The sequence below is a fragment of the Enterococcus sp. UD-01 genome, from assembly GCF_044909655.1.
Classification (GTDB): domain Bacteria; phylum Bacillota; class Bacilli; order Lactobacillales; family Enterococcaceae; genus Enterococcus_L.
The window spans coordinates 139,714-161,323 of the sequence record NZ_JBIYEU010000006.1 but is presented as its reverse complement, the minus strand read 5'-3'; the positions used below and the strand labels follow the sequence as shown (position 1 = coordinate 161,323).

General features: G+C 41.2%; 23 protein-coding genes. 22 read left to right on the top strand and 1 reads right to left on the bottom strand.

The window, feature by feature from the left end; translation table 11 throughout:
* Window positions 1-324: 324 nt before the first annotated feature.
* From fabD to ABH902_RS07550, 17 genes are all read left to right on the top strand, one after another.
* Entirely contained in the window at window positions 325-1,251 is a 927-nt protein-coding gene (gene fabD, locus ABH902_RS07630; protein ID WP_404590054.1) for an ACP S-malonyltransferase, read from the top strand.
* A 3-nt stretch (window positions 1,252-1,254) separates the two neighbouring features.
* Window positions 1,255-1,992 carry a 3-oxoacyl-[acyl-carrier-protein] reductase gene (fabG, locus tag ABH902_RS07625; protein ID WP_404590053.1) on the top strand — a complete coding sequence of 246 codons (738 nt, stop codon included), beginning with the start codon at window positions 1,255-1,257 and terminating at the stop codon, window positions 1,990-1,992.
* 24 nt (window positions 1,993-2,016) lie between these two features.
* Complete coding sequence (gene fabF / locus ABH902_RS07620) at window positions 2,017-3,252, top strand: beta-ketoacyl-ACP synthase II (protein WP_404590051.1); 1,236 nt, start codon at window positions 2,017-2,019, stop codon at window positions 3,250-3,252.
* A 1-nt stretch (window position 3,253) separates the two neighbouring features.
* On the top strand, window positions 3,254-3,739 hold the full coding sequence (accB, locus tag ABH902_RS07615) for an acetyl-CoA carboxylase biotin carboxyl carrier protein (RefSeq protein WP_404590049.1): 486 nt from the start codon (window positions 3,254-3,256) through the stop codon (window positions 3,737-3,739).
* 2 nt (window positions 3,740-3,741) lie between these two features.
* Window positions 3,742-4,161, top strand: a complete 420-nt coding sequence (gene fabZ / locus ABH902_RS07610) for a 3-hydroxyacyl-ACP dehydratase FabZ (RefSeq protein ID WP_154775984.1) — start codon at window positions 3,742-3,744, stop codon at window positions 4,159-4,161.
* 7 nt (window positions 4,162-4,168) lie between these two features.
* The gene (locus tag ABH902_RS07605; protein ID WP_404590048.1) at window positions 4,169-5,539 is read left to right on the top strand and encodes an acetyl-CoA carboxylase biotin carboxylase subunit; all 1,371 of its coding nucleotides are present in this window, start codon (window positions 4,169-4,171) and stop codon (window positions 5,537-5,539) included.
* Window positions 5,540-5,553: 14 nt separating this feature from the next.
* Window positions 5,554-6,420, top strand: a complete 867-nt coding sequence (gene accD, locus ABH902_RS07600) for an acetyl-CoA carboxylase, carboxyltransferase subunit beta (protein ID WP_404590046.1) — start codon at window positions 5,554-5,556, stop codon at window positions 6,418-6,420.
* A 2-nt stretch (window positions 6,421-6,422) separates the two neighbouring features.
* A complete protein-coding gene (locus ABH902_RS07595; RefSeq protein WP_404590045.1) occupies window positions 6,423-7,208 on the top strand; it encodes an acetyl-CoA carboxylase carboxyl transferase subunit alpha in 786 nt (261 codons plus the stop codon).
* Between the two features lie 225 nt (window positions 7,209-7,433).
* On the top strand, window positions 7,434-7,961 hold the full coding sequence (locus tag ABH902_RS07590; RefSeq protein WP_404590043.1) for a YqeG family HAD IIIA-type phosphatase: 528 nt from the start codon (window positions 7,434-7,436) through the stop codon (window positions 7,959-7,961).
* Entirely contained in the window at window positions 7,958-9,067 is a 1,110-nt protein-coding gene (yqeH, locus tag ABH902_RS07585; RefSeq protein WP_404590041.1) for a ribosome biogenesis GTPase YqeH, read from the top strand. Before ABH902_RS07590 ends, yqeH begins: the two co-directional genes overlap by 4 nt.
* A gap of 28 nt (window positions 9,068-9,095) precedes the next feature.
* Window positions 9,096-9,407, top strand: a complete 312-nt coding sequence (gene yhbY, locus ABH902_RS07580; protein WP_404590040.1) for a ribosome assembly RNA-binding protein YhbY — start codon at window positions 9,096-9,098, stop codon at window positions 9,405-9,407.
* 17 nt (window positions 9,408-9,424) lie between these two features.
* On the top strand, window positions 9,425-10,069 hold the full coding sequence (locus ABH902_RS07575) for a nicotinate-nucleotide adenylyltransferase (protein ID WP_404590038.1): 645 nt from the start codon (window positions 9,425-9,427) through the stop codon (window positions 10,067-10,069).
* The gene (gene yqeK / locus ABH902_RS07570; RefSeq protein ID WP_404590036.1) at window positions 10,059-10,664 is read left to right on the top strand and encodes a bis(5'-nucleosyl)-tetraphosphatase (symmetrical) YqeK; all 606 of its coding nucleotides are present in this window, start codon (window positions 10,059-10,061) and stop codon (window positions 10,662-10,664) included. The genes ABH902_RS07575 and yqeK overlap by 11 nt, the downstream gene beginning before the upstream one ends.
* A gap of 7 nt (window positions 10,665-10,671) precedes the next feature.
* Window positions 10,672-11,010 carry a ribosome silencing factor gene (rsfS, locus tag ABH902_RS07565; RefSeq protein WP_404590078.1) on the top strand — a complete coding sequence of 113 codons (339 nt, stop codon included), beginning with the start codon at window positions 10,672-10,674 and terminating at the stop codon, window positions 11,008-11,010.
* Window position 11,011: 1 nt separating this feature from the next.
* The gene (locus ABH902_RS07560; RefSeq protein WP_404590035.1) at window positions 11,012-11,749 is read left to right on the top strand and encodes a class I SAM-dependent DNA methyltransferase; all 738 of its coding nucleotides are present in this window, start codon (window positions 11,012-11,014) and stop codon (window positions 11,747-11,749) included.
* Window positions 11,750-11,873: 124 nt separating this feature from the next.
* Entirely contained in the window at window positions 11,874-13,043 is a 1,170-nt protein-coding gene (locus ABH902_RS07555) for a nucleotidyltransferase (protein ID WP_404590033.1), read from the top strand.
* 88 nt (window positions 13,044-13,131) lie between these two features.
* A complete protein-coding gene (locus ABH902_RS07550; protein ID WP_404590031.1) occupies window positions 13,132-13,848 on the top strand; it encodes a YebC/PmpR family DNA-binding transcriptional regulator in 717 nt (238 codons plus the stop codon).
* A 119-nt stretch (window positions 13,849-13,967) separates the two neighbouring features.
* On the opposite strand, the gene ABH902_RS07545 is transcribed toward ABH902_RS07550, so the two are convergent.
* The gene (locus tag ABH902_RS07545) at window positions 13,968-14,936 is read right to left on the bottom strand and encodes a hypothetical protein (protein WP_404590030.1); all 969 of its coding nucleotides are present in this window, start codon (window positions 14,934-14,936) and stop codon (window positions 13,968-13,970) included.
* 124 nt (window positions 14,937-15,060) lie between these two features.
* Between ABH902_RS07545 and ABH902_RS07540 the strand changes: the two genes are divergently transcribed.
* From ABH902_RS07540 to scrK, 5 genes are all read left to right on the top strand, one after another.
* Window positions 15,061-16,473 carry an FAD-dependent oxidoreductase gene (locus tag ABH902_RS07540; protein WP_404590028.1) on the top strand — a complete coding sequence of 471 codons (1,413 nt, stop codon included), beginning with the start codon at window positions 15,061-15,063 and terminating at the stop codon, window positions 16,471-16,473.
* A gap of 155 nt (window positions 16,474-16,628) precedes the next feature.
* The gene (locus ABH902_RS07535; protein ID WP_404590027.1) at window positions 16,629-17,909 is read left to right on the top strand and encodes a citrate transporter; all 1,281 of its coding nucleotides are present in this window, start codon (window positions 16,629-16,631) and stop codon (window positions 17,907-17,909) included.
* A 34-nt stretch (window positions 17,910-17,943) separates the two neighbouring features.
* Window positions 17,944-20,076 (top strand): hydantoinase/oxoprolinase family protein, encoded by a 2,133-nt coding sequence (locus tag ABH902_RS07530; RefSeq protein WP_404590025.1) that lies wholly within the window; start codon window positions 17,944-17,946, stop codon window positions 20,074-20,076.
* 14 nt (window positions 20,077-20,090) lie between these two features.
* Complete coding sequence (locus tag ABH902_RS07525; RefSeq protein ID WP_404590024.1) at window positions 20,091-20,723, top strand: hypothetical protein; 633 nt, start codon at window positions 20,091-20,093, stop codon at window positions 20,721-20,723.
* Window positions 20,720-21,601: a fructokinase ScrK gene (gene scrK / locus ABH902_RS07520; protein ID WP_404590022.1), complete on the top strand. Its 882-nt coding sequence runs from the start codon at window positions 20,720-20,722 to the stop codon at window positions 21,599-21,601. Before ABH902_RS07525 ends, scrK begins: the two co-directional genes overlap by 4 nt.
* Window positions 21,602-21,610: the final 9 nt, after the last annotated feature.

Genomic DNA, 21,610 nt, shown 5'->3' with positions numbered 1-21,610 from the left:
AAGTCGAAAAGCGACTTCCGCACATTTCCTATTTTTCATTCGAACCAGAGCAACCCAATCAGCTTTTAAAATGTCTAGCTTCTTGGGTTAAGTTCTCGGAAAAAAGATAAATGCTGCATAAGTCGAAAAGCGACTTCCGCACATTTCCTATTTTTCATTCGAACTAAATCAACCCAATCGGCTTTTAAAGTATCCAGCTTCTTGGGTTAAGTTCTCGGAAAAAAGATAAATGCTGCATAAGTCGAAAAGCGACTTTCGCACATTTCCTATTTTTCATTCGAACTAAATCAACCCAATCAGCTTTTAATGTAAAGGAGTAATGTAATGAAGACTGCGTTTGTATTTAGTGGGCAAGGTGCTCAATATATAGGGATGGGTAAGGAATTATTTGATCAGGAAGTTATTGTAAGAGAGACTTTTCAAGAGGCTAGTGATGTTTTAGGTTATGATATGACAGAGCTTTGTTTTACTGAAAATGATCGTCTGAATGAAACAAAATATACTCAGCCAGCTATTTTAACGGTTAGTGTAGCCTTCTATCGTCTTTTACAAGAAAAAGGCTATCGGACGGATGTTGTTGCTGGACTTAGTTTAGGGGAATATAGTGCCTTGGTTGCCAGCGGAGCAATTTCATTTCAAGAGGCGGTTCAGCTAGTAGCTAAAAGAGGTCAATTTATGACAGAAGCAGCTCCAACAGGGACTGGGAAAATGGTCGCTGTGATGAATGCGGAGCGTACGTTAATCGAAGAGTACTGTGAAAAGGCGAGTGCTTTGGGCATTGTAGCTCCGGCAAATTACAATACGCCACAGCAAATTGTCATTGGTGGAGAGGTTCCGGCGGTGGATCAGGCTGTTGCATTGCTAAAAGAAGCGGGAGTGAAACGCATGATTCCATTAAATGTCAGTGGTCCTTTCCATACGGCTTTATTGCAGCCGGCTTCTGAAAAATTGGCAGCTGTATTGGCAGAAACAGATTTTACTGAAATGGCGATTCCAGTAATCAGCAACACGACCGCTCAAGTCATGAAACAAGCAGAGATCAAAGAGCTATTAACTAAGCAGGTTATGACTGCAGTTCGCTTTGCAGATAGTATTGAAACAATGAAAAAAATGGGCGTTGAGACAATTATAGAAGTCGGTCCAGGTAAAACATTGTCTGGCTTTATCAAGAAAATCGATAAGGAAATCAAAACAGCTCGAGTGGAAGACAGTCAAACATTGTCTGAGACCGAAGCACTTTTTGGGAGGTAACGAATGGAATTACAAGGCAAGAATGTATTCATTACAGGAAGTACAAGAGGGATCGGTAAAGCGGTCGCTTTGGCGTTTGCTAAAGAAGGAGCTAATATTGCGTTAAATGGGCGTAGTGAGATTGGTTCTGAACAAATTGCAGAAATCGAAGCCTTCGGAGTTAAGTGTATTGGTGTTTCAGGGGATATTGCTGATTTTCAGGCTGCTGGTGATATGATCGAAGCAGTAGTAGAAGGCTTAGGCTCAATTGATGTATTAGTGAATAATGCTGGTATTACGAATGACAAGTTATTATTGCGAATGACGGATGAAGATTTCAATCGTTGTATTCAGATCAATTTGTCAGGGACCTTCAATATGACGCAACATGCGGTGAAACGAATGATGAAGCAACGCAGCGGCAGAATCATTAATATGTCGAGTGTTGTTGGTTTGATGGGAAATATTGGGCAGGCGAATTATGCTGCCAGTAAAGCCGGTGTTATTGGGTTAACAAAATCAGTAGCTCGAGAAGTGGCAGCGCGCGGCATTACCTGCAATGCGATTGCTCCAGGCTTTATTGAAACAGAAATGACGGATGTGTTATCGGATAAAATAAAAGAAGGAATGACTCAGCAAATTCCGTTGAAATCATTTGGGCAGGTTGAAGATGTAGCCAACACGGCGGTCTTTATCGCCAAAAGTCCGTATATCACTGGACAAGTGATCAACGTCGATGGCGGAATCGCCATGCAGGGTTAATCAGGGGATGAAAGGAGCGATTGCATGAATCGCGTAGTAATTACAGGATATGGTGTAGCATCGCCAATCGGTAATGATGCACAAACATTTTTAGAAAGTCTGCAAAAAGGAAAAAATGGTATCGGTCCAATTACTAAATTCGATGCTAGTGAAACAGGGATTACTTTAGCAGCAGAAGTCAAGGATTTTCCTTTTGATAAATATTTTGTAAAAAAAGATGCGAAACGTATGGATCTGTTTTCATTATTTGGTATTTATGCTGCGTTGGAAGCTATGGAGATGAGTCAGTTAAAGACCGAGGAAATTGATGTGGATCGCTTTGGCGTCATTGTTGGTTCTGGTATTGGCGGACTGCAAACGATTCAAGATCAAGTGCTGCGTATGAAGGAAAAAGGACCAAAAAGGGTAGCACCTTTATTTATTCCAATGGCAATCGGAAATATGGCGGCTGGCAATATCGCCTTACGCGTAGGCGCAAGAGGTATTTGTACAGCTACTGTAACGGCTTGTGCGACGGCCAATAATTCAATTGGTGAAGCGTTTAGAAATATCAAACACGGCTATTCTGATGTTATTTTAGCTGGCGGCTCTGAAGCGTCTATTACTGAAATTGGCATTTCCGGTTTTGCTTCTTTAACGGCTGTGACTTCTGAAGAGAATCCAAATCGCGGCTCTATTCCTTTTGATAAAGACCGCAACGGCTTTGTAATGGGCGAAGGTGCTGGTATTTTAGTGTTAGAATCATTGGAGCATGCGCAAAAACGTGGTGCAACAATTCTTGGAGAGATTGTAGGGTATGGAGCCAACTGTGATGCGTATCATATGACTTCACCAAGACCGGATGGCTCAGGAGCTGCCAAAGCAATGCAGTTAGCGATTGAAGAAGCAGCAATCGAACCATCAGAGGTTGGTTATATTAATGCGCATGGCACCAGCACACCGTCGAATGATGTAGCCGAAACCAAGGCGATTCAAACAGCGCTGGGTTCAGCAGCAAAAGACGTTCGCGTCAGCAGTACAAAAAGCATGACCGGCCATTCATTAGGCGCAACAGGTGGGATTGAAGCGATCGCTACATTGAACGCATTGCAGCATCAATTCATCCCGCCAACCATTAATATTGAGCAGCTAGATGAGGCGATTGAAATTAACATTGTAACAAATGAAAGCCAAAAACATGAATTTAATTATGCATTAACGAATTCATTTGGTTTTGGCGGTCATAATGCGGTACTTTGTTTGAAACGTTGGGAGGATTAAAATGAATATCGATGAAGTGAAGGAACTTTTAACGCAGTTTGATCAATCTTCATTAACAGAGTTTGACCTGAAAGAAGGATCATTTGGTCTGTACATGAATAAAAATAAAGTGTCTCAAAAAAATGTAGTGTCTGTTGCAGAGACTACAACTGTTGAGCCGATTGTTGCAGAAAAAGCCAGTCAAGCGCCGGCAGTGAAGCCAGCTGCAGAAAAAAATGAAAAGACAGTTGCTAAACCTGAAAATACAGAAGAAATTGTGTCGCCTATCGTGGGCGTTGTCTATTTAAAACCCGCGCCTGACAAGGAAAACTTCAAGCAAGTAGGCGATACGGTGAAAAAAGGTGAAGTGATTTGTATTGTTGAAGCGATGAAGTTGATGAATGAAATCACGGCAACAACAGATGGTGTGATCACTGAAATTTTAGTGAATAATGAAGAAGTTGTTGAATTTAATCAGCCATTATTCCTTGTCTCAAAAGGAGTGTAATCATGAACATTGAAGAAATTAAAGCAATTATTCCGCATCGTTACCCATTTTTATTACTGGATACGGTAGAAGAAATTGTCACTGGGGAAAAAGTCATTGCTAAAAAAAATGTAACAATTAATGAACCCTTTTTCCAAGGTCATTTTCCTGGAGAACCGGTGATGCCGGGTGTGCTGATTCTTGAAGCTTTAGCACAAGCGGGCGCTGTGGCGTTGTTGTCTATGCCGGATTTCAAAGGAAAAACAGCTTATTTTGGCGGGATTGATAAAGCAAAATTCAGAAAAAAAGTAGTTCCAGGTGATACACTAATGCTGGAAGTTGAAATTATGAAAGTAAAATCAGTAGCCGGAATCGGCAAAGGAACTGCGACTGTCAATGGAAAAAAAGTAGCGGAAGCAGAATTAACCTTTATGATTGGATAGGTGAGCTATGTTTTCAAAAGTTTTAATTGCAAATCGAGGAGAAATTGCTGTTCGGATTATTCGTGCGTGTCGTGAATTAGGTGTTAGAACAGTGGCAGTTTACTCAGAAGCAGATAAAGAAGCATTACACACTCAATTGGCAGATGAAGCAATCTGTATTGGGCCAGCCAAAGCCGCAGATTCTTATTTGAATGTGCAGCATGTATTGAGTGCAGCAATTGTAACCAATGCAGAAGCGATTCATCCGGGTTTTGGTTTTCTGTCTGAGAATAGTCAGTTTGCAGCAATGTGCGAGGAATGTAATATTACATTTATCGGTCCAAAGGCTGCAACGATTGACGCAATGGGCAACAAAATTAATGCTCGTGAATTAATGCAAAAAGCGCAGGTGCCTGTGATTCCGGGGAGTACAGGTGTTATCGGAACAGTGGAAGAAGCGTTAGCGATTGCGGATGATATCGGCTATCCGGTTATGCTAAAAGCTGCTGCAGGCGGCGGCGGTAAAGGCATTCGCAAGGTCTTAAGCAAAGCAGAGTTGCCACAGCATTTCACTTCAGCCCAGCAGGAAGCTAAAGCAGCATTCGGCAATGATGATATGTACTTGGAAAAAATCATTTATCCGGCACGTCATATTGAGGTACAGATACTTGGTGATAATTACGGCCACGTCATTCATTTAGGCGAACGTGATTGTTCCTTACAAAGAAATAATCAAAAGGTTCTTGAAGAATCACCTTCTATAGCTATTTCTCCGGAAAAACGTCAATTATTGGGTGAAACAGCGGTGCGGGCAGCGAAGGCTGTTAACTATCAAAATGCCGGAACCATTGAATTCTTAATGGACAAATCTGGGGAATTTTATTTTATGGAAATGAATACCCGCATCCAAGTGGAGCATCCAATTACTGAAATGGTGACGGGAATTGATTTAGTAAAAGCTCAATTAAAAATTGCCTCCGGCGAAGAATTACCGTATACGCAGGCAGATATTACAATGAGTGGTCATGCGATTGAGTGTCGGATTAATGCGGAAAATCCTGCATTTAATTTTGCACCATCGCCAGGTAAAATTAAGAATTTACTTTTACCAAGCGGCGGGATGGGTTTAAGAGTGGACAGTGCGATGTATTCTGGTTATTCGATTCCGCCCTATTATGATTCTATGATTGCTAAGGTGATCGTTCACGGGGCTGATCGGCTAGATGCTTTGATGAAAATGCAGCGTGCTTTAAATGAAATCGTCACGGAAGGTATCGTTACAAATGCAGAATTTCAGCTGGATTTAATTACTCATGACAATGTCTTGTCCGGAGATTACGATACCAGCTTTTTACAAGAAACATTTTTACCGAATTGGGAACCAGAAAGCGATAATTAAAAAGGAGCAGATCTATGGGTTTATTTAAAAAGAAAAACTATATTCGAATTAATCCGAATCGTTCAGCTGAACAATCTGATGCAAAAAAACCTGCTGTTCCTGATAATATGTGGGCAAAATGTCCTAACTGTAAACGAACATTGTATACCAAGGATATGGGTGCAGAAAAAGTTTGTCCTTATTGTAGCTATAGTTTTAGAATCGGTGCTTGGGAACGACTTGCGTTGACGATTGATGAAAAGAGCTTTGAGGAATGGGATAATGATCTTCGGACGAAGGATCCATTGAATTTCCCTGATTATTTGGAAAAAATTGCTGCTATGCAAGAAAAAACCGAACTAAACGAAGCCGTTTTAACTGGCAAGGCAACAATTGATGGCCAAGAGCTGGGCATTGGCGTTATGGATGCTAACTTTATTATGGGGAGTATGGGAACAATTGTAGGTGAAAAAATCACACGCTTGTTTGAACGTGCGACGGAGCAGGAGCTTCCGGTGGTGCTGTTCACCGCTTCCGGTGGTGCCCGCATGCAGGAGGGGATTTTCTCGCTGATGCAAATGGCGAAAATTTCCGGTGCAGTCAAACGGCATAGCAAAGCAGGCCTGGTTTATATCACGGTTTTAACTGATCCCACAACCGGCGGAGTTACTGCAAGCTTTGCAATGGATGGCGATGTTATTTTAGCTGAACCACAAAGTCTGATTGGTTTTGCGGGACGGCGTGTGATTGAACAAACCATTCGTCAGGAATTGCCGGAAGATTTTCAGAAAGCAGAATTTTTATTGGCGCATGGATTTGTAGATCAAATCGTGCCTAGAAATCAGTTGAGAGAAACCTTAAGCAAATTAATTCAGTTTCATGTAATGAAAGGGTGGAAATAATTATGGAAAAAACAGCCAATGATATTGTCACCCTAGCTAGAGCACAGGATCGTTATACAACGTTAGAATATATTGAGGCAATTTTTGAAGAATTTATAGAATTTCATGGGGATCGTTATTTTGGTGACGATCTGGCTATCGTTGGCGGCATTGCAACATTGGATGAAAAACCTGTCACCGTCGTTGGTATACAGAAAGGACGTAATTTGCCCGAAAATATTGAGCGCAATTTTGGTGCGCCGCATCCTGAAGGGTATCGAAAAGCATTGCGTTTGATGCAGCAGGCGGAAAAGTTTGGCCGTCCGGTGATAACCTTCATTAATACGGCAGGTGCGTATTGCGGGATTGGTGCAGAGGAACGCGGTGAAGGTGAAGCGATTGCCAAAAACCTGCTGGAAATGTCTGATTTAAAGGTGCCGATTATTGCGATTATTATCGGCGAAGGCGGAAGCGGTGGTGCGTTGGCATTAGCGGTGGCGGATGAAGTGTGGATGTTGGAGCACACGATTTATGCGGTGCTTTCTCCAGAGGGCTTTGCATCTATTCTATGGAAAGATGGCAGTCGGGCAAAAGAGGCGGCAGAGTTAATGAAAATCACTGCGGCGGAATTAAAAGAGCTGACAATAATTGATCGAGTGATTCCAGAAGAAATGAATGGCGAAGCGCTGGAGCAGTCAAAAATCAATCGAATGATTCGTAAGGCGTTAATTAGTAAATTAACGGAATTATCGAAGCTGGAGCTTGAGGAACTGCTGGAGGCCCGCTATCAGCGATTTAGAAAGTTCTGATGATGTTTGGATCAAAAGTGTAAATATAGAACAAGTAGAGAGTAACTGCTGGTTCTATATTTTTTATTTTTTTAGGAGAAAAAGGGTTAGGAAGTTCTGTAAAACTTATGGTCAGCATTTATAGAAATTTTTAACTAAATGCAGTATAATACACAGTAGGGGAGTGCTAGTTTAGTACTCCTTTCATTATGAGAAAGTTCATGATGCACAATGAGAGGAGTTACTATGTTTTCAAAATTTAAACCGACATGGATGGTCGACGCAATTTACAAAATTACACCAAACCAGCTAAAAAAGCTTGGCATAAAAGCGGTATTAACAGATTTGGACAATACCTTGATTGCATGGGATAATCCCGATGGTACCGAAGAACTATGGACATGGATTGTGGAAATGAAAAATGCCGGAATACCTGTCGTGGTGGTTTCAAATAACAAATCCAGCCGTATCAAACGTGCTGTTGAAAAATTTGAATTAGAATATGTTTCCAGAGCTTTAAAACCAACAACAAGAGGCTTTAAGGAAGCAATAAAAAAACTTAATATGGAGCCTTCAGAGCTAGTGATGGTGGGCGATCAGATTATGACAGATATCAGAGGAGCGAATGCTGCCGGAATTCGCAATATTCTGGTTCGGCCAATTGTGGATACAGATGGCTGGAATACTCGGATCAATCGCTTCTTTGAACGGATAATTATGAAACATTTAGCGAAAAAAAATCCTGATATGGTATGGAAAGGCGGAATCGAATGAACGAAGTAATTCATTGCATCGGCTGTGGTGCTGTCATTCAGACGGAACATCCTAATGAGCTGGGTTATACACCAAAAGCAGCTTTGGATAAAGGGATGGAGACAGGAGAGGTTTATTGCCAGCGCTGCTTTCGTTTAAGACATTATAATGATATTCAGGATGTGCAGCTAACAGATGATGATTTTTTACGGTTGTTAAATGAACTAGGCAGAGAAGATGCTTTAATTGTCAATGTTGTGGATATCTTTGATTTTAGCGGATCGCTAATTCCCGGTCTGCATCGCTTTATTGGGGATAATCCAGTATTAATGGTCGGTAATAAGGTCGATATTTTACCGAAGTCATTAAAGAAACCGAAAATGGTTCAGTGGATGAAAGAACGTGCCCATGAGCAAGGCTTGCGTCCGGTGGATGTCCTCTTGACAAGTGCTAAGAAGCCACAGGAAATGACCACACTTTTAGACACGATCGAAAAATATCGTGACGGTAAGGATGTTTATATTGTCGGTGTAACAAATGTTGGAAAATCTACATTGATTAATCAGATTATCAAACAAACGGCTGGAGTCAAAGATGTGATTACTACCTCTCAATTTCCGGGGACAACCTTAGATAAGATTGAAATTCCTTTGGATGATGGTCATTTCTTAATTGACACGCCGGGAATTATTCATCGTCATCAAATGGCACATTATCTTGGCAAGAAAGACTTAAAACTCATTGCGCCGCAAAAAGAGATCAAACCGAAAGTGTATCAGCTGAATCCAGAGCAAACCTTATTTTTAGGTGGTTTGGCACGCTTTGATTTCATTCAAGGAGAACGCAGCTCATTTATTGCGTATGTATCCAATGATTTATCTATTCACCGCACAAAATTAGCGAATGCTGATGCTTTCTATGAAAAACACGTAGGAGAACTTTTGCAGCCGCCAAGACCTGATGAAACAGCAGAATTTCCTGAATTGGTACGTTTTGAGTTTTCGATTAAGGAAAAAACGGATATCGTTTTTGCTGGCTTTGGTTGGATTACCGTTACACAGCCTTGTGTTGTTGCAGGCTGGGCGCCAAAAGGTGTCGATGTGCTGAAAAGAAAAGCATTGATTTAATAAAAGTGAATAGAGAGAAGGAAATTTAGTGGATTTAAGAGGAAAACAAAAGCGTTACTTACGTAGTCAGGCACATCACTTACAGCCGATTTTTCAGATCGGCAAGGGCGGCTTGAATGCTGCGATGATCGTTCAAATTGAAGAAGCACTTGAAAAAAGAGAATTAATTAAAGTAACGCTGCTGCAAAATACAGATGAAATCGCTGAAGAAGTTGCACATGTTTTGGAAGCAGAAACGCATTGTGATATTGTACAAATCATCGGTCGTGTGTTAGTGTTGTTTAAACCATCAACAAAGGAAAAATATCAAAAAATCTCTAAAGAAGTTAAAGCAATTTAAAACTTGGAGGTAATATTATGGGGACAAATACGAATGCTGCCTTAAAAGCACAAGTAGTTGTAGAAGAAGCGAAGCTTTTTCAAAAGCGTAAACAGGTAGGAATTTTAGGTGGTAATTTTAATCCGGTGCATATTGCTCATTTGGTCATAGCAGATCAGGTGCAACAGCAGCTTGGGCTGGATAAAGTTTATTTAATGCCTACTTATTTACCACCTCATGCAGATGAAAAAAAGACAATTGACAGCGAACATCGTTTAGCCATGCTGGAATTGGCCGTTGCGGATAATCCGTTTTTGGATATCGAGACAATTGAACTGTTACGCAAAGGCAAAAGCTATACTTATGATACGATGAAAGCTTTAACTCAAAATAATCCGGATACAGATTACTATTTTATCATTGGCGGAGACATGGTAGAATATTTACCAAAGTGGTACAAAATCGATGAGCTGCTGACATTGACAAATTTTGTCGGGATTCGGCGGCCGCATTATGGTACACTTACGCCATATCCGATTATTTGGGTCGACGTACCGCAGATGGATATTAGTTCAAGCCTTGTTCGGGAGAAGGTAGCTAGCGGTTGTTCTACTCGCTATTTACTGCCTGATAGTGTTCGGCAATATATCGCAGATAAGGAGCTGTATGTAGATGGATTTTAGCGGAAAATATACTTCATTTAAGCGAGAAGAATTGATGCAGGAAGTTCAAATGCATATGAGCGAACGACGCTTTCAGCATGTTTTAGGTGTAGAAGAAACCGCGATTGCCCTGGCAGCCAGATACGGCGCTTCCCAGGAAAAAGCCAGCATCGCAGCGTTGACACACGATTATGCCAAGGAACGTCCTGATGAAGAGTTTGAATTAATTATTAAGCGGGACGGTTATGATCCTGAGCTGTTGAATTACAGTAACGCGATTTGGCATGGCTTGGTAGGTGCCAGTATGGTGGAACGGGAACTGGGCATAAAAGACGAAGAGATTTTAGAAGCCATTCGTTTACATACCACTGGTGCTGCTAAAATGAGCCTGTTGGATAAAATTATTTATGTAGCGGATTATATTGAACCCGGCCGTGAGTTCCCCGGTGTGGAGGAAGCGCGAGAAATTGCTTTAGTGGATTTGAATGAAGCCGTTGCCTACGAAACAAAACATACGTTAATGCATTTAATTAAAAAAGAACAAAAAATTTACCCGAAAACAATTGAAACGTACAATTATTGGGTAAGTAAGAAAAGAGGAAAAGATCATAGATAGTCAACAGATTTTAGAAATCGCTGTAAAAGCAGCTGATTCAAAACGTGCAGAGGATATTGTTGCTTTAGATGTGCATAAGATATCACTTTTAGCCGATTACTTCATGATTTGTCAGGCAACAAGTGAACGTCAAATCAATGCAGTCGTGGAAGAAATTATAGAAAAAGAAGAAGAAGCACAGGTAGAAGTAAAACGTATTGAAGGAAAAGATGGCGGTAAGTGGGTGCTGATTGATTTAGGCGACGTGATTGTTCATGTGTTCCAATCATCTGAACGTGCCTTTTACAATTTAGAAAAGCTTTGGTCAGATGCGCCAATGGTTGATCTGCACGCTTGGGTCGAATAAGATGGCATACGAAACATTTGCGTTTGTTTATGATGAAGTAATGGATGATCGTCTGTACGAGCAATGGCTGGATTTTTCCAAACGTCATTTGCCGGACGGGAAAAAAAATATTTTAGAAATGGCTTGTGGAACAGGTGCGTTGGCGGTTGATTTCGCTAAGGCCGGGTTTACGGTGACGGCACTGGATTTGTCGGAAGAAATGCTGACAATGGCCAGCAAACGTGCGGCAGAGGAAGAGGTTCAGATTCAATTCGTTCAAGGGAATATGCTGGATTTATCTGAAATGGGCCAATATGATGCGGTTACTTGTTTCTCAGATTCGTTGTGTTACATGTCGAATCGGCAAGAAGTTCAGCAGGTATTTGATGATGTGTATCAGGCCTTGGAGGAAGAGGGCGTCTTTCTTTTTGATGTCCATTCTATTCATCAAATCGATCAGGTTTTTCCGGAGTATAGTTATCATTATCAGACGGAGGAATTTGCTTTTTTATGGGATAGCTATCCGGGGGGAAAAGAGCATAGTATTGAGCATTTTCTGACTTTTTTTGTCAAAGCACATGATAATGAGGAGCAGTTTGTTCGTTATGACGAGTTGCATCAGGAGCGGACGTATACGCTGGATAGTTATTTGATGATGCTGGAAAGCTCAGGCTTTATGGATGTGGCTGTCTATGCTGATTTTACAGATGAAGCGCCCACAGAAGAAAGCTGCCGCTGGTTTTTCGTTTGTAAAAAATAGCGGACTGAAAAAGAAGAGCTGTGTTAAAAGGGTGGTGAGGTGAAAGTTGTTGACTTTTAGCTCATCGTCTTTTTTTTAGAAGTGGAAAAAGGTACGGATTAACCTTTAAAAAAGGAGAATGAATATGAAAAGCTGCGGGATTATTGTTGAGTATAATCCATTTCATAATGGACATTTGTATCATGCACAAAGGGCAAGAGAGCTTAGTCAGGCGGAAGTAGTGATTGCCGTGATGAGTGGTAATTTTTTACAGCGGGGTGAACCTGCGATTGTGGATAAATGGACCCGAGCAAAAGCGGCTCTTCTGCATGGCGTAGATTTAGTGATTGAGCTGCCGTTTGCTTATTCGGTTCAATCTGCAGACTATTTTGCTAAAGGCGGCATTAAGCTGCTGCAGGCGCTAGCCTGTGATGCCGTGTGCTTCGGTACCGATCAGTCAACAGCCTTTGATTATGCAGCCTTTGGTTCTTTCGTAAAAGATAATCAGGCAAGCATTGATCAAGCGTATCAGAGAATCAAAAATAATGGTATGAGCTATCCGCAGCAAATGACCGCAGTTTTTCGACAATTATATCCGGAAATAGGGTTAGATTTTTCAACACCGAATCATATTTTAGGACTTAGCTATGCGAAAGAAAATGCGGCCTATGAACGACCTATGACCTTATACCCGTTGGCTAGAGAGCAGGCCGGCTATCATGATGCTACCATTTATCCACAGTTTGCAAGTGCGACAGCCATTCGTCAAGCGATCGGTGATAATCAGTTTAAGAAAATTGCACCAGTGCTGCCCACTTGGATGTTTGAAACACTGCAGCAGGCACCAAATGTTACCTGGGAAAATTATTGGCCGCTTTTAAAATACAAGCTGCTCAGTACATCTCCAATAGAGTTGCAAAGGATTTATCAGATGAAAGAAGGCATTGAATATCGCCTACAAGAAGCAGCGAAAACAGCGGATTCTTTTCAGTCCTTTATCACATTGGCAAAAACAAAACGCTATACTTGGACACGTCTGCAGCGCTTGGCTGTTTATTTACTGAATAATGTAACCCAAGCAGAAATTAATGCGGTCTGGTCAAACAGCTACTTGCAGGTTTTGGGCTTTACGGAAAAAGGCAAGCAGTATTTAAGAGAACACAAAAAGACAATAACACTGCCTATTATTGCAAAGGTTTCAAAAGAGGTAGGACAGCAAATGGCTTTAGCCATTCGTGCTGATCGGCTTTATCAGCTGGGAGCTCCTGAAATTAATGAACAAAATTTTGGTCGTTTTCCTTTAAGAGAGAGTTAAAAGCAAAAAACACTTAACAAAAATCCGTTTGACAAGTATAATAGGTACGGAATAAAAATCTAATAATGAATGAAAGCGAAGTGAGAATATGGGTCGTAAATGGGCAAATATTAAAGAGAAAAAAGCTGCCAAAGACGCCAATAACAGCCGAGTATACGCAAAATTCGGTATTGAAATTTATGTAGCAGCAAAATCGGGTGATCCTGACCCTCAAGCAAACCAAAAGCTGCGGTTTGTTATCGAGCGCGCAAAAACATATAATGTACCAAAACATATTATTGACCGAGCAATTGAAAAGGCGAAAGGCTCCGGCGATGAGCAATATTCTGAATTACGCTATGAAGGCTTTGGACCAAACGGCTCAATGGTGATCGTAGATGCCTTGACGAATAATGTTAATCGGACAGCTTCAGATGTACGAGCTGCCTTCGGTAAAAACGGCGGCAACATGGGCGTCAGCGGTGCGGTTGCGTACATGTTTGACCACACTGGTGTAATCGGCTTTGCCGGTGATGATGCCGATGACATTCTGGAATATTTAATGGAAAAAGAAATTGATGTCCGCGATGTAACAGACGAAGACGGTCAAATCATTGTCTACACAGAACCTGAAGACTTCCATGCAGTGCAGGAAGCCTTAAAAGAAAAAGGCATTGAAGAATTTTCAGTTGCCGAGCTTGAAATGATTGCACAAAATGAAGTGACATTGACTGGCGAGGATTTAGAAAAATTTGAAAAAATGATTGATGTGCTAGAAGATCTAGATGACGTGCAAAAGGTCTATCATAACGTGGATTTAGATTAAAAAGGGAGTTGTAAGAAGAGTGAGCAATTGCTGAATTCCTTAGCTTGTGGTCACTGATTATTCAACTTTAAAGAGATTGGGGATAACTTGAAAAGTTATGCGCCAATCTCTTTTTTGGTTTACTTAGCTTTATCATCCGTCAAAAAGAAAGTAAAGTCAGTTTTTGAATAATAAGGCTGTTCTTTAGTGATACGGCACTGGCTTAAATTATTAGCCGGGTACTGAGTCTCAAACGTAATACCTGCATAGTTGGGGAAGGAGCGCCCGTCCTTATTGAATAAAGGCTGTTCAGAATTAAATGTAAAAATGACCACAGCGGGCAACGTAGTCGAAATATGCACACCTCTGCCGTTTTCAGGCTGAATAATGCAGCCTTCCTGTTTGTCTCCGAATAGAAAAGTAGTATCTAAGCCGCCAAATTCTTTAAGACCCTGCAGAGTCTTGCCGACAACTGCTGAAAAATCCAGCTGGCTACCAGCTAAAATAGGTGTTTGTGTGGTCAGCAGCTTTTGCTCATTTTCTTGAAAGTAAGCAGTGGCATTTAAATAAAGCGTATGATTTTCAACTGTTTGAAACGGATCGCCATTTAAATTGAAATAAAGATGATTCGTTGGGTTAAATAAAGCTTCACAGAAGGTTTTCCCGACAATTTCCATGGACAAGCAACAATGAGCAGTCAAAGTATAGGTTACCTGAGTAGACAGGTCATTTTCTTGATCTAAAAGAGAAAAAATAATCGCAGCTTGCTCTTCCGTTTGGACGATGTTGTATTGCCAGAGTTGTCGGTCATAGCCATTCGTTCCGCCATGAAAATGAAGTGCTCCTCTATTTTTTTCTAGAATCGTATCTTTAGGATCATAGCGTCCGGCTAAAGGACCAATTATAGAGCCGGCAAAGGTTCGGTGGGAAATCCAGCTGAGCGGATAGGCAGGCATTAATGTTATCGGTTCAAGTGTATTGAATTTATCTGCAAATTTTATTTCAACAATTGATCCACCTAGATTACTGAAAGTTATTGAAAATTTTTCTGTCAGTTTGAACTCTATCAAACAAATGCCGTCATTTAGATGTTTTTCACGTATTTCCATCCTGTTCATCACTCCTTTTTAATCTAGTATAACATCTTTTGAATTATTTTTTCAGTTTTATTGACATTTTTTGAAAATAATGTATGATAGGTGTAAGCGCTAACCGATAAGGAGGTTTTTTAGAATGATTCAAGTAAAAGATTCGAAAAAAGCATATGATGTGATTGTTGCAGGCGGTGGGATGTCAGGCGTTTTTGCAGCGATTGCAGCAGCGAAGAATGGAGCCAAGACATTAATTATTGATCAAAATGGTTATTTTGGCGGCACGTTAACGGCCAATGGTGTAGGACCAATGATGACCTTTTTTGCTGGAGAAAAACAAGTCATTCAAGGCTTAGGAGAAGAAATGGTGAAACGCTTGGTTGCACGCGGCTATTCTCCAGGACATGTGTTGGATTCAACCAATTATATTTCTTATGTCACACCGTTTTCTGCTGAAGGTTTAAAAATTGTGTTGGATGAAATGATTGAAGAAGCTGGCTGCGAGGTACTGTTTCACACCTATCTAATTGACGTCGAACGGGAAGAGAAAACCATTAACAGTGTGATTATCTCAAATAAAGATGGCGTTTCTAGATTAAAAGCCAAAGTTTTTATTGATGCTTCCGGTGATGGTGACTTAGCGGTTCAAGCAGGAGTTCCTTTTCAATTAGGAAGAGAATCCGATCAAGCAATGCAGCCGATGACTATGAATATGAAAGTCTATGATGTGGATGCAGCAAAGCTAAGAGCAGCTGTTTTAGAAAAACCGGAGAAATTCCCACGGTTGAATAGAGATTTAGACGTGATGAAAAATACCGAAATTCTTTCATTTATTGGTTTTGAAGAGGAATTCAAACAAGCGAAAGCAAATGGCACGATTTCGATTCCTCGAGAAGATATTCTCTTTTTTGAAACAAGTACACCCGGAGAATTTATTATGAATACTTCCCGTATCATAAATGAAAGCGGTGTATCGGCAGAAGGATTGACTCGCGGGGAAATGCTCGGACGAAAACAATGTGAAGAACTTTTCCATTTCCTTAAAACAACCATTCCTGGTTTTGAAGAGGCGAAGGTTGCTTATACAGGTCCAAGTATTGGCGTACGTGGTACGCGTCAAATTAAAGGAACGTATACGTTAACGAATGAGGATGTTCTTGAAGCGAAAGTGTTTGAAACGACCATTGCTCATTCAGGTTATCCTATTGACATTCACAATCCAAAGGGTGAAGGAACTGTTTCGGTTCATAGTAGTCAAAATGAGGAAATAAAAGACACTGCCTTTGATCGTAGTGCTTTTGAAAGTTACTACAGTATTCCTTACGAAATCATGATTACGGATGAGCTGGACAATCTGATTGTGACTGGACGCTGTGTTTCAGCTTCCTTTGAAGCTCAAGCGGCGATCCGCACTACACCAACGATGACAGCACTAGGTCAAGCGGCTGGAACAGCGGCAGCCCAAGCAGTGAAAGAAAATAAAGCCGTTGGCGCGATTGAAAGGGCAGCACTGCAAGATCAATTAATCGAACAAGGCAGCTATATAAAAAAATAGTCGTGTCTGGTTAGATTGCGCATGTGTAGTGAAAATGCTCGGCTTGCAACCTTGTAATAAAAAGATTGCAAGCCGAGCGACAATCAAAAACAGCAGCGAAAAAGTTGCTGAAATATTTTAGTTAATAGTCATTGTATTATGAGGAGGAAAAAAGAATGGCAACAGCACAGTTGATAGGAATTTTAGTAGTATTTGCGGTGATGGTCGGTTTGATGATGACGAGAAAGGTGCCGACAATTTTAGCTTTGCCGATTATGGCAATTGCGATTTCATTTATTGCAGGCATTGCTTTTATGTCGAAAGATCCGGAGCAGTTTACGATTGTTAAGGACGTTTTGGAAGCTGGTTCGATGCGGATGTCTACGGCAATCTCCGGATTGATTTTTGGCTCTTTGTTTGGGAAAGTCTTAAGTAAAATTGGTGTAACAGAAACAATTATTAAAAAAGCAGCTGAGATGGCAGGCGATAAAGCTTTACCAATTTCTTTGTCCTTTTTAGTTGTTTGTTCAGTTATTTTTGCAGCCAGCAACGGCTTGGGAATGGTTATCTTAGTTGGAACAATCATTATCCCAATTATGATTTCAGCTGGATTGTCACCTATGATTAGCGGAATTATTCTTTTATTAGCCAATGGTATTGGCGTGACATTCTCTGTTTCAACATTGGCGGTTTATATTGATGTTTTAGGCTTACCTTTAGAAACAGTTACTTCCTACTCTTGGATGATTGGCCTGCCTTTGATTGTTGTTTCTTTACTGATGGTTGTTTACTACGTGAAATTCCAAGGGAAACGTCGTAAAGCTTGGGCAATGCCGGCAAAAAAACGAAATGGCGGTCAAGTGCGCAGTATTGCACTGATTTCTCCAATTATTCCAGTTGTTTTAGTATTTGCCTTCAAAGTGCCTTTAGTTGCCTCTATTATTATTGGAATTGCTGCGGCATTGATTCTGAGCACACCTAAAAATCCGATTCACGTTGTCAGCAGCGCATTTGTAGAAGGGATTCAAGACGTTGCAGGAGCAGCCGGTTTAATGATCGGTATTGGGATGTTATTGAATGCAGTGATGTCCACGGAAGTTTCTGCTATTTTACAACCGGCAATTTCCATGATGATTCCTCACAATCAATTGACGTTTATCTTAGTCTTTGGATTATTATCACCTTTAGCGATTTATCGTGGTCCTTTAAATGTCTGGGGCTTGGGCAGCGGAATTATTTCTTTACTGGTTGCCGGTGGAATGAACCCAGTGGCGGCAATGGTTGCTCTGCGTTTAGATAGTAATGTCCAAGCAGTATGTGACCCAACAAATTCTCATAATGTTTGGGTGTCTGATTTTACTAAGACGGATGTGAATGAGGTCTTAAAGAAAACCATCGTTTGGATCACTCTTTCAACAGTGGTTGGCTTGTTTATATCATCATTCTTCTTATATTAAAATGCAAATTAGTTGACGGCAGGAAGGGATTAGTATGAGTAAAAAAGTAAGAATTGGCATTGATGTCGGCGGCACCTTTACGGATGCTGTTGCGATTGATAATGATACCTATGAAGTTATCGCAAAATTAAAAATTCCTACAACCCACGAAGAAGGCGTTGCTCAAGGAATTGTTAATATTATTCAAAAGCTTTTAAAAGAAAATAATATTGCGCCGGAGGATGTTAATTTCATTGCTCATGGAACCACGCAGGCAACCAATGCATTGCTGGAAGGCGATGTGGCGCAGGTGGGGATTATTGGCATGGGAACCGGCATGGATGTGCGTACGGCTAAAAAAGAAACGGCCGTTGAGCAAATTGAACTAGCACCCAATAAATTTTTAACCGCTAAGCATACTTTTATTGATTCGGCCAAGCTGAATAATGAAGAAATCGAAAAAGCGATTCATCAGTTTGTCGCAGAGGATTGTCAAGTGATTGTGGCCAGTGAAGCGTATTCCGTCGATGACCCTGAAAATGAATTACAGGTGATTCAAAAAGCGCAGGAGCAAAAGCTTTATGCCACCGGCGGACATGAGATTTCGCAATTATACGGATTAAAAATGCGGACAAGAACAGCGGTGGTTAATGCTTCGCTCATTCCCAAAATGATGCAGACAGCAGACATGACAGAAACTGCTGTTTTAAACACAAAAATCCAGTCAGGCTTAATGATTATGCGCTGTGACGGCGGAGTCATGAGTATTAATGAAGTGCGTCAGCGGCCTATTTTAACTATGCTGTCAGGTTTGGCGGCTGGTGTGGCTGGAGCATTAATGTATGAAAAAGTCAGTGACGGTATTTTCTTTGAAGTTGGCGGAACCAGTGTCGATATTTCCGTGATCAAAAACGGGAAAGTAATGATTAAATACGCTCAGGTTGGCGGGCATAAGACATATCTGCGCTCTTTAGATGTACGTACATTGGCAGTGGCCGGCGGTAGTATGATTCGGGCTAAGGATGGCCGCATTATTGATGTCGGTCCGCGAAGCGCGCATATTGCTGGTTTAGAATATGAATGCTTTACCGAATCAGAAAATTTACAAGAGCCAACGATTGCCTTTGTGTCTCCTAAAACCGGTGATCCCAATGAATATTTGATTATCCGAGGCAATACTGGCAAGGAGTATTCCTATACGTTGGCCGGTGCGGCGAATTTTCTAGGCTATGTCCCGCAGGATGACTATGCTCAGGGTAATCAGGAAAGTAATCGAATCGCTTGGGAAGTCTTGGGTGAGTATTTAGGATCATCGGCTGAAGCAGCGGCAAAAGCAGTCGTTCAACTGGCTGTAGAAAAATTAGTGCCGGTTATTAATGAATTGATGGATGAATACGAATTAGATCCTTCCTTCATCACTTTAGTGGGCGGCGGCGGCAGTGGCGCGATTGTTGTGCCTGCCTTGGCAGAACATTTTGGTTATAAATGGAAATTGGCTAAAAATGCACCGTATATTTCGACGATTGGCGTGGCTTTAGCCATGGTTCGTGAACAAATCGAACGCTCGATCACGAATCCAACGGAGCAGGACATTAAGCATATTCGGGCGGAAGTTATTGAAAAAATTGTTCAATCGGGTGCCAACGAAGAAACTGTCGAAGTCAATATTGAAATTGATACTCAGCGCAATATTGTGCGAGCAGTTGCGACAGGAGCGACAGAGCTGCGCCAAAAAAATCTCGGTGCAGCTGAAGTCACAGAAGAAGATTTAAAAGGAATTGCTTGTGAGGCCATCGGTGTAGAGCCGGCGAATATAGCTCATATTGCTAAAGTTGGGCGCTGGAATCTGCTGGATGGAGTAACGATTAAGAAAAAATTCATTTTTAAATCAAAGCAAAATAATGTTTGCGTGATTGATCGGGAAGGAGTCGTTCGCTTCAAGCGCAGCAATGCCTTTTATCTAACCTTTAAAAAATCACAGACGGATTCAGAGTTTCTTTCGTTTGTGGATGATCATACGATTTATTCAGATGCCAACGCAACAATTCCTAAAGTTTTTCTGTTTTATAAAGAAAAAATGCTGGATTTGACTGGCATGCAGACAATTGAACAATTATCCTCTATAATGGATGTAGAAACGGAAAATCTTAAACAAGAGGATGAAATTATTGCGGTAGCGTATAAGTAGAGGAGAGTAGCAGGATGGATTGCTCAGATGAATTTTTGGCTTATTTGGAATTGAAGCAGGATTTGCTTTTTCATAAGATTCCGCAGGAAAAGCTTTCCTATTACATCAATCGATCTTTAGAAATTGGCAGAGAGCTTGCTGCGGCTTTTGTCGGTACTTCAGCGAAAAAGCTTTTAGCTCAGCATCAGGTAAGTATTAAGCTGGAAGAAGGCGCCGGTGATTTCTTCAAAGTTAAATTTCGGGCGCAATTTGAGTCAGATGCTAAAGGAAATAGCCAGATCATGCTGTACAAGCAGTCCGTTGAGGAAATGGCGCTGGCTAATCAACTAGCCTATGAGGCGATGGAAGAGATTATCTTAATGCATGAATTCTTTCATTTTCTTGAGCAGCAGCGATCCTTTGAAACAGCTGACCAGCTGGAAAGTATCCAAACTTTTCATTTTTTGGGTGTTTCCAGAAAGGCTCATATTCAGCGAACGAGTGAAATTGCAGCCAATAGTTTTGCTAAAACAGTCCTGAAACTACCAAAGCTACCTAATTTCTATGATTACACCTATTTGTTAAATACCGGACAACTGACGGAGCAGGAATTGTTGGAAGAGGAAGCTTGCTTTCAGTCTGTTTTCAATTTGGAGGTTACGCGATGAACAACGTATTATTAGGTAGTATTGAAGCGGGAGGAACGAAATTTGTTTGTGCTGTGGGCGATTCATCTTTTAATGTTCAAGAGCAGGTAGTGTTTCCTACTGGTGAACCGGAAGAAACCTTGGCTCAAGTTATTGAATTTTTTTCAGCTCATCCGGTTGCGGCAATCGGTATTGGTTCGTTTGGACCAGTCGAGGTAGATCCTGCTTCTGCAGATTATGGTAAAATTTTAGCTACGCCCAAGCTAGCTTGGCGCGGAGTAAATATACTCGCATCCTTGAAAAAGCATTTGGCTATACCTTTATTTTTAACCACAGATGTAAATTCCAGTGCATACGGCGAATATGTCAAAGGAGCTTCTGTTAACGATCACTCTTGTGTTTATTTTACTGTAGGGACAGGAATTGGCGGCGGTGCCATTCAAAATGGCCAATTTATTGGCGGATATACGCATGCCGAAATGGGTCATACCTTCATCAAACGCCATCCTTTAGACCAAGACTTTGAAGGAGTCTGTCCTTATCATGGCGCTGATTGCTTGGAAGGTGTTGCTTCTGGCCCAAGCTTACTGGCTAGAACGGGGCAAAAAGGCGAGCAGCTGCCGGAAAATCATGAAATTTGGACGATTCTTGCATACTACATCGCACAAATGGTCTTAAATGCGCGCCTGAACTTTGCTCCTGAAAGAGTCATTTTAGGCGGCGGTGTAATGCAGCAAGAACATTTAATGGAAAAAATCCGCGCAACTTTTGAAGAATTAAACAACGGGTATGTAGAAGTACCGGATGTAAGAGAATATATTGTCAATCCAGCTATTTCAGGAAATGGCAGTGCGACGGTCGGCAACTTTGCTTTAGCTTTGCGTGAATTGGAAAAGTAAGCTGAGCTA

What these genes read in the sequence shown, in the direction of transcription:
- ABH902_RS07575 (WP_404590038.1), top strand. Translation starts at nt 9,425, where the DNA reads ATGGGGACAAATACGAATGCTGCCTTAAAAGCACAAGTAGTTGTAGAA.
- ABH902_RS07540 (WP_404590028.1), top strand. Translation starts at nt 15,061, where the DNA reads ATGATTCAAGTAAAAGATTCGAAAAAAGCATATGATGTGATTGTTGCA.
- ABH902_RS07545 (WP_404590030.1), bottom strand. Translation starts at nt 14,936, where the DNA reads ATGGAAATACGTGAAAAACATCTAAATGACGGCATTTGTTTGATAGAG.
- ABH902_RS07525 (WP_404590024.1), top strand. Translation starts at nt 20,091, where the DNA reads ATGGATTGCTCAGATGAATTTTTGGCTTATTTGGAATTGAAGCAGGAT.
- yqeK (WP_404590036.1), top strand. Translation starts at nt 10,059, where the DNA reads ATGGATTTTAGCGGAAAATATACTTCATTTAAGCGAGAAGAATTGATG.
- fabF (WP_404590051.1), top strand. Translation starts at nt 2,017, where the DNA reads ATGAATCGCGTAGTAATTACAGGATATGGTGTAGCATCGCCAATCGGT.
- scrK (WP_404590022.1), top strand. Translation starts at nt 20,720, where the DNA reads ATGAACAACGTATTATTAGGTAGTATTGAAGCGGGAGGAACGAAATTT.
- ABH902_RS07590 (WP_404590043.1), top strand. Translation starts at nt 7,434, where the DNA reads ATGTTTTCAAAATTTAAACCGACATGGATGGTCGACGCAATTTACAAA.
- ABH902_RS07605 (WP_404590048.1), top strand. Translation starts at nt 4,169, where the DNA reads ATGTTTTCAAAAGTTTTAATTGCAAATCGAGGAGAAATTGCTGTTCGG.
- fabG (WP_404590053.1), top strand. Translation starts at nt 1,255, where the DNA reads ATGGAATTACAAGGCAAGAATGTATTCATTACAGGAAGTACAAGAGGG.
- ABH902_RS07530 (WP_404590025.1), top strand. Translation starts at nt 17,944, where the DNA reads ATGAGTAAAAAAGTAAGAATTGGCATTGATGTCGGCGGCACCTTTACG.
- ABH902_RS07555 (WP_404590033.1), top strand. Translation starts at nt 11,874, where the DNA reads ATGAAAAGCTGCGGGATTATTGTTGAGTATAATCCATTTCATAATGGA.
- fabD (WP_404590054.1), top strand. Translation starts at nt 325, where the DNA reads ATGAAGACTGCGTTTGTATTTAGTGGGCAAGGTGCTCAATATATAGGG.
- ABH902_RS07535 (WP_404590027.1), top strand. Translation starts at nt 16,629, where the DNA reads ATGGCAACAGCACAGTTGATAGGAATTTTAGTAGTATTTGCGGTGATG.
- ABH902_RS07560 (WP_404590035.1), top strand. Translation starts at nt 11,012, where the DNA reads ATGGCATACGAAACATTTGCGTTTGTTTATGATGAAGTAATGGATGAT.
- yqeH (WP_404590041.1), top strand. Translation starts at nt 7,958, where the DNA reads ATGAACGAAGTAATTCATTGCATCGGCTGTGGTGCTGTCATTCAGACG.
- accB (WP_404590049.1), top strand. Translation starts at nt 3,254, where the DNA reads ATGAATATCGATGAAGTGAAGGAACTTTTAACGCAGTTTGATCAATCT.
- ABH902_RS07550 (WP_404590031.1), top strand. Translation starts at nt 13,132, where the DNA reads ATGGGTCGTAAATGGGCAAATATTAAAGAGAAAAAAGCTGCCAAAGAC.
- accD (WP_404590046.1), top strand. Translation starts at nt 5,554, where the DNA reads ATGGGTTTATTTAAAAAGAAAAACTATATTCGAATTAATCCGAATCGT.
- fabZ (WP_154775984.1), top strand. Translation starts at nt 3,742, where the DNA reads ATGAACATTGAAGAAATTAAAGCAATTATTCCGCATCGTTACCCATTT.
- ABH902_RS07595 (WP_404590045.1), top strand. Translation starts at nt 6,423, where the DNA reads ATGGAAAAAACAGCCAATGATATTGTCACCCTAGCTAGAGCACAGGAT.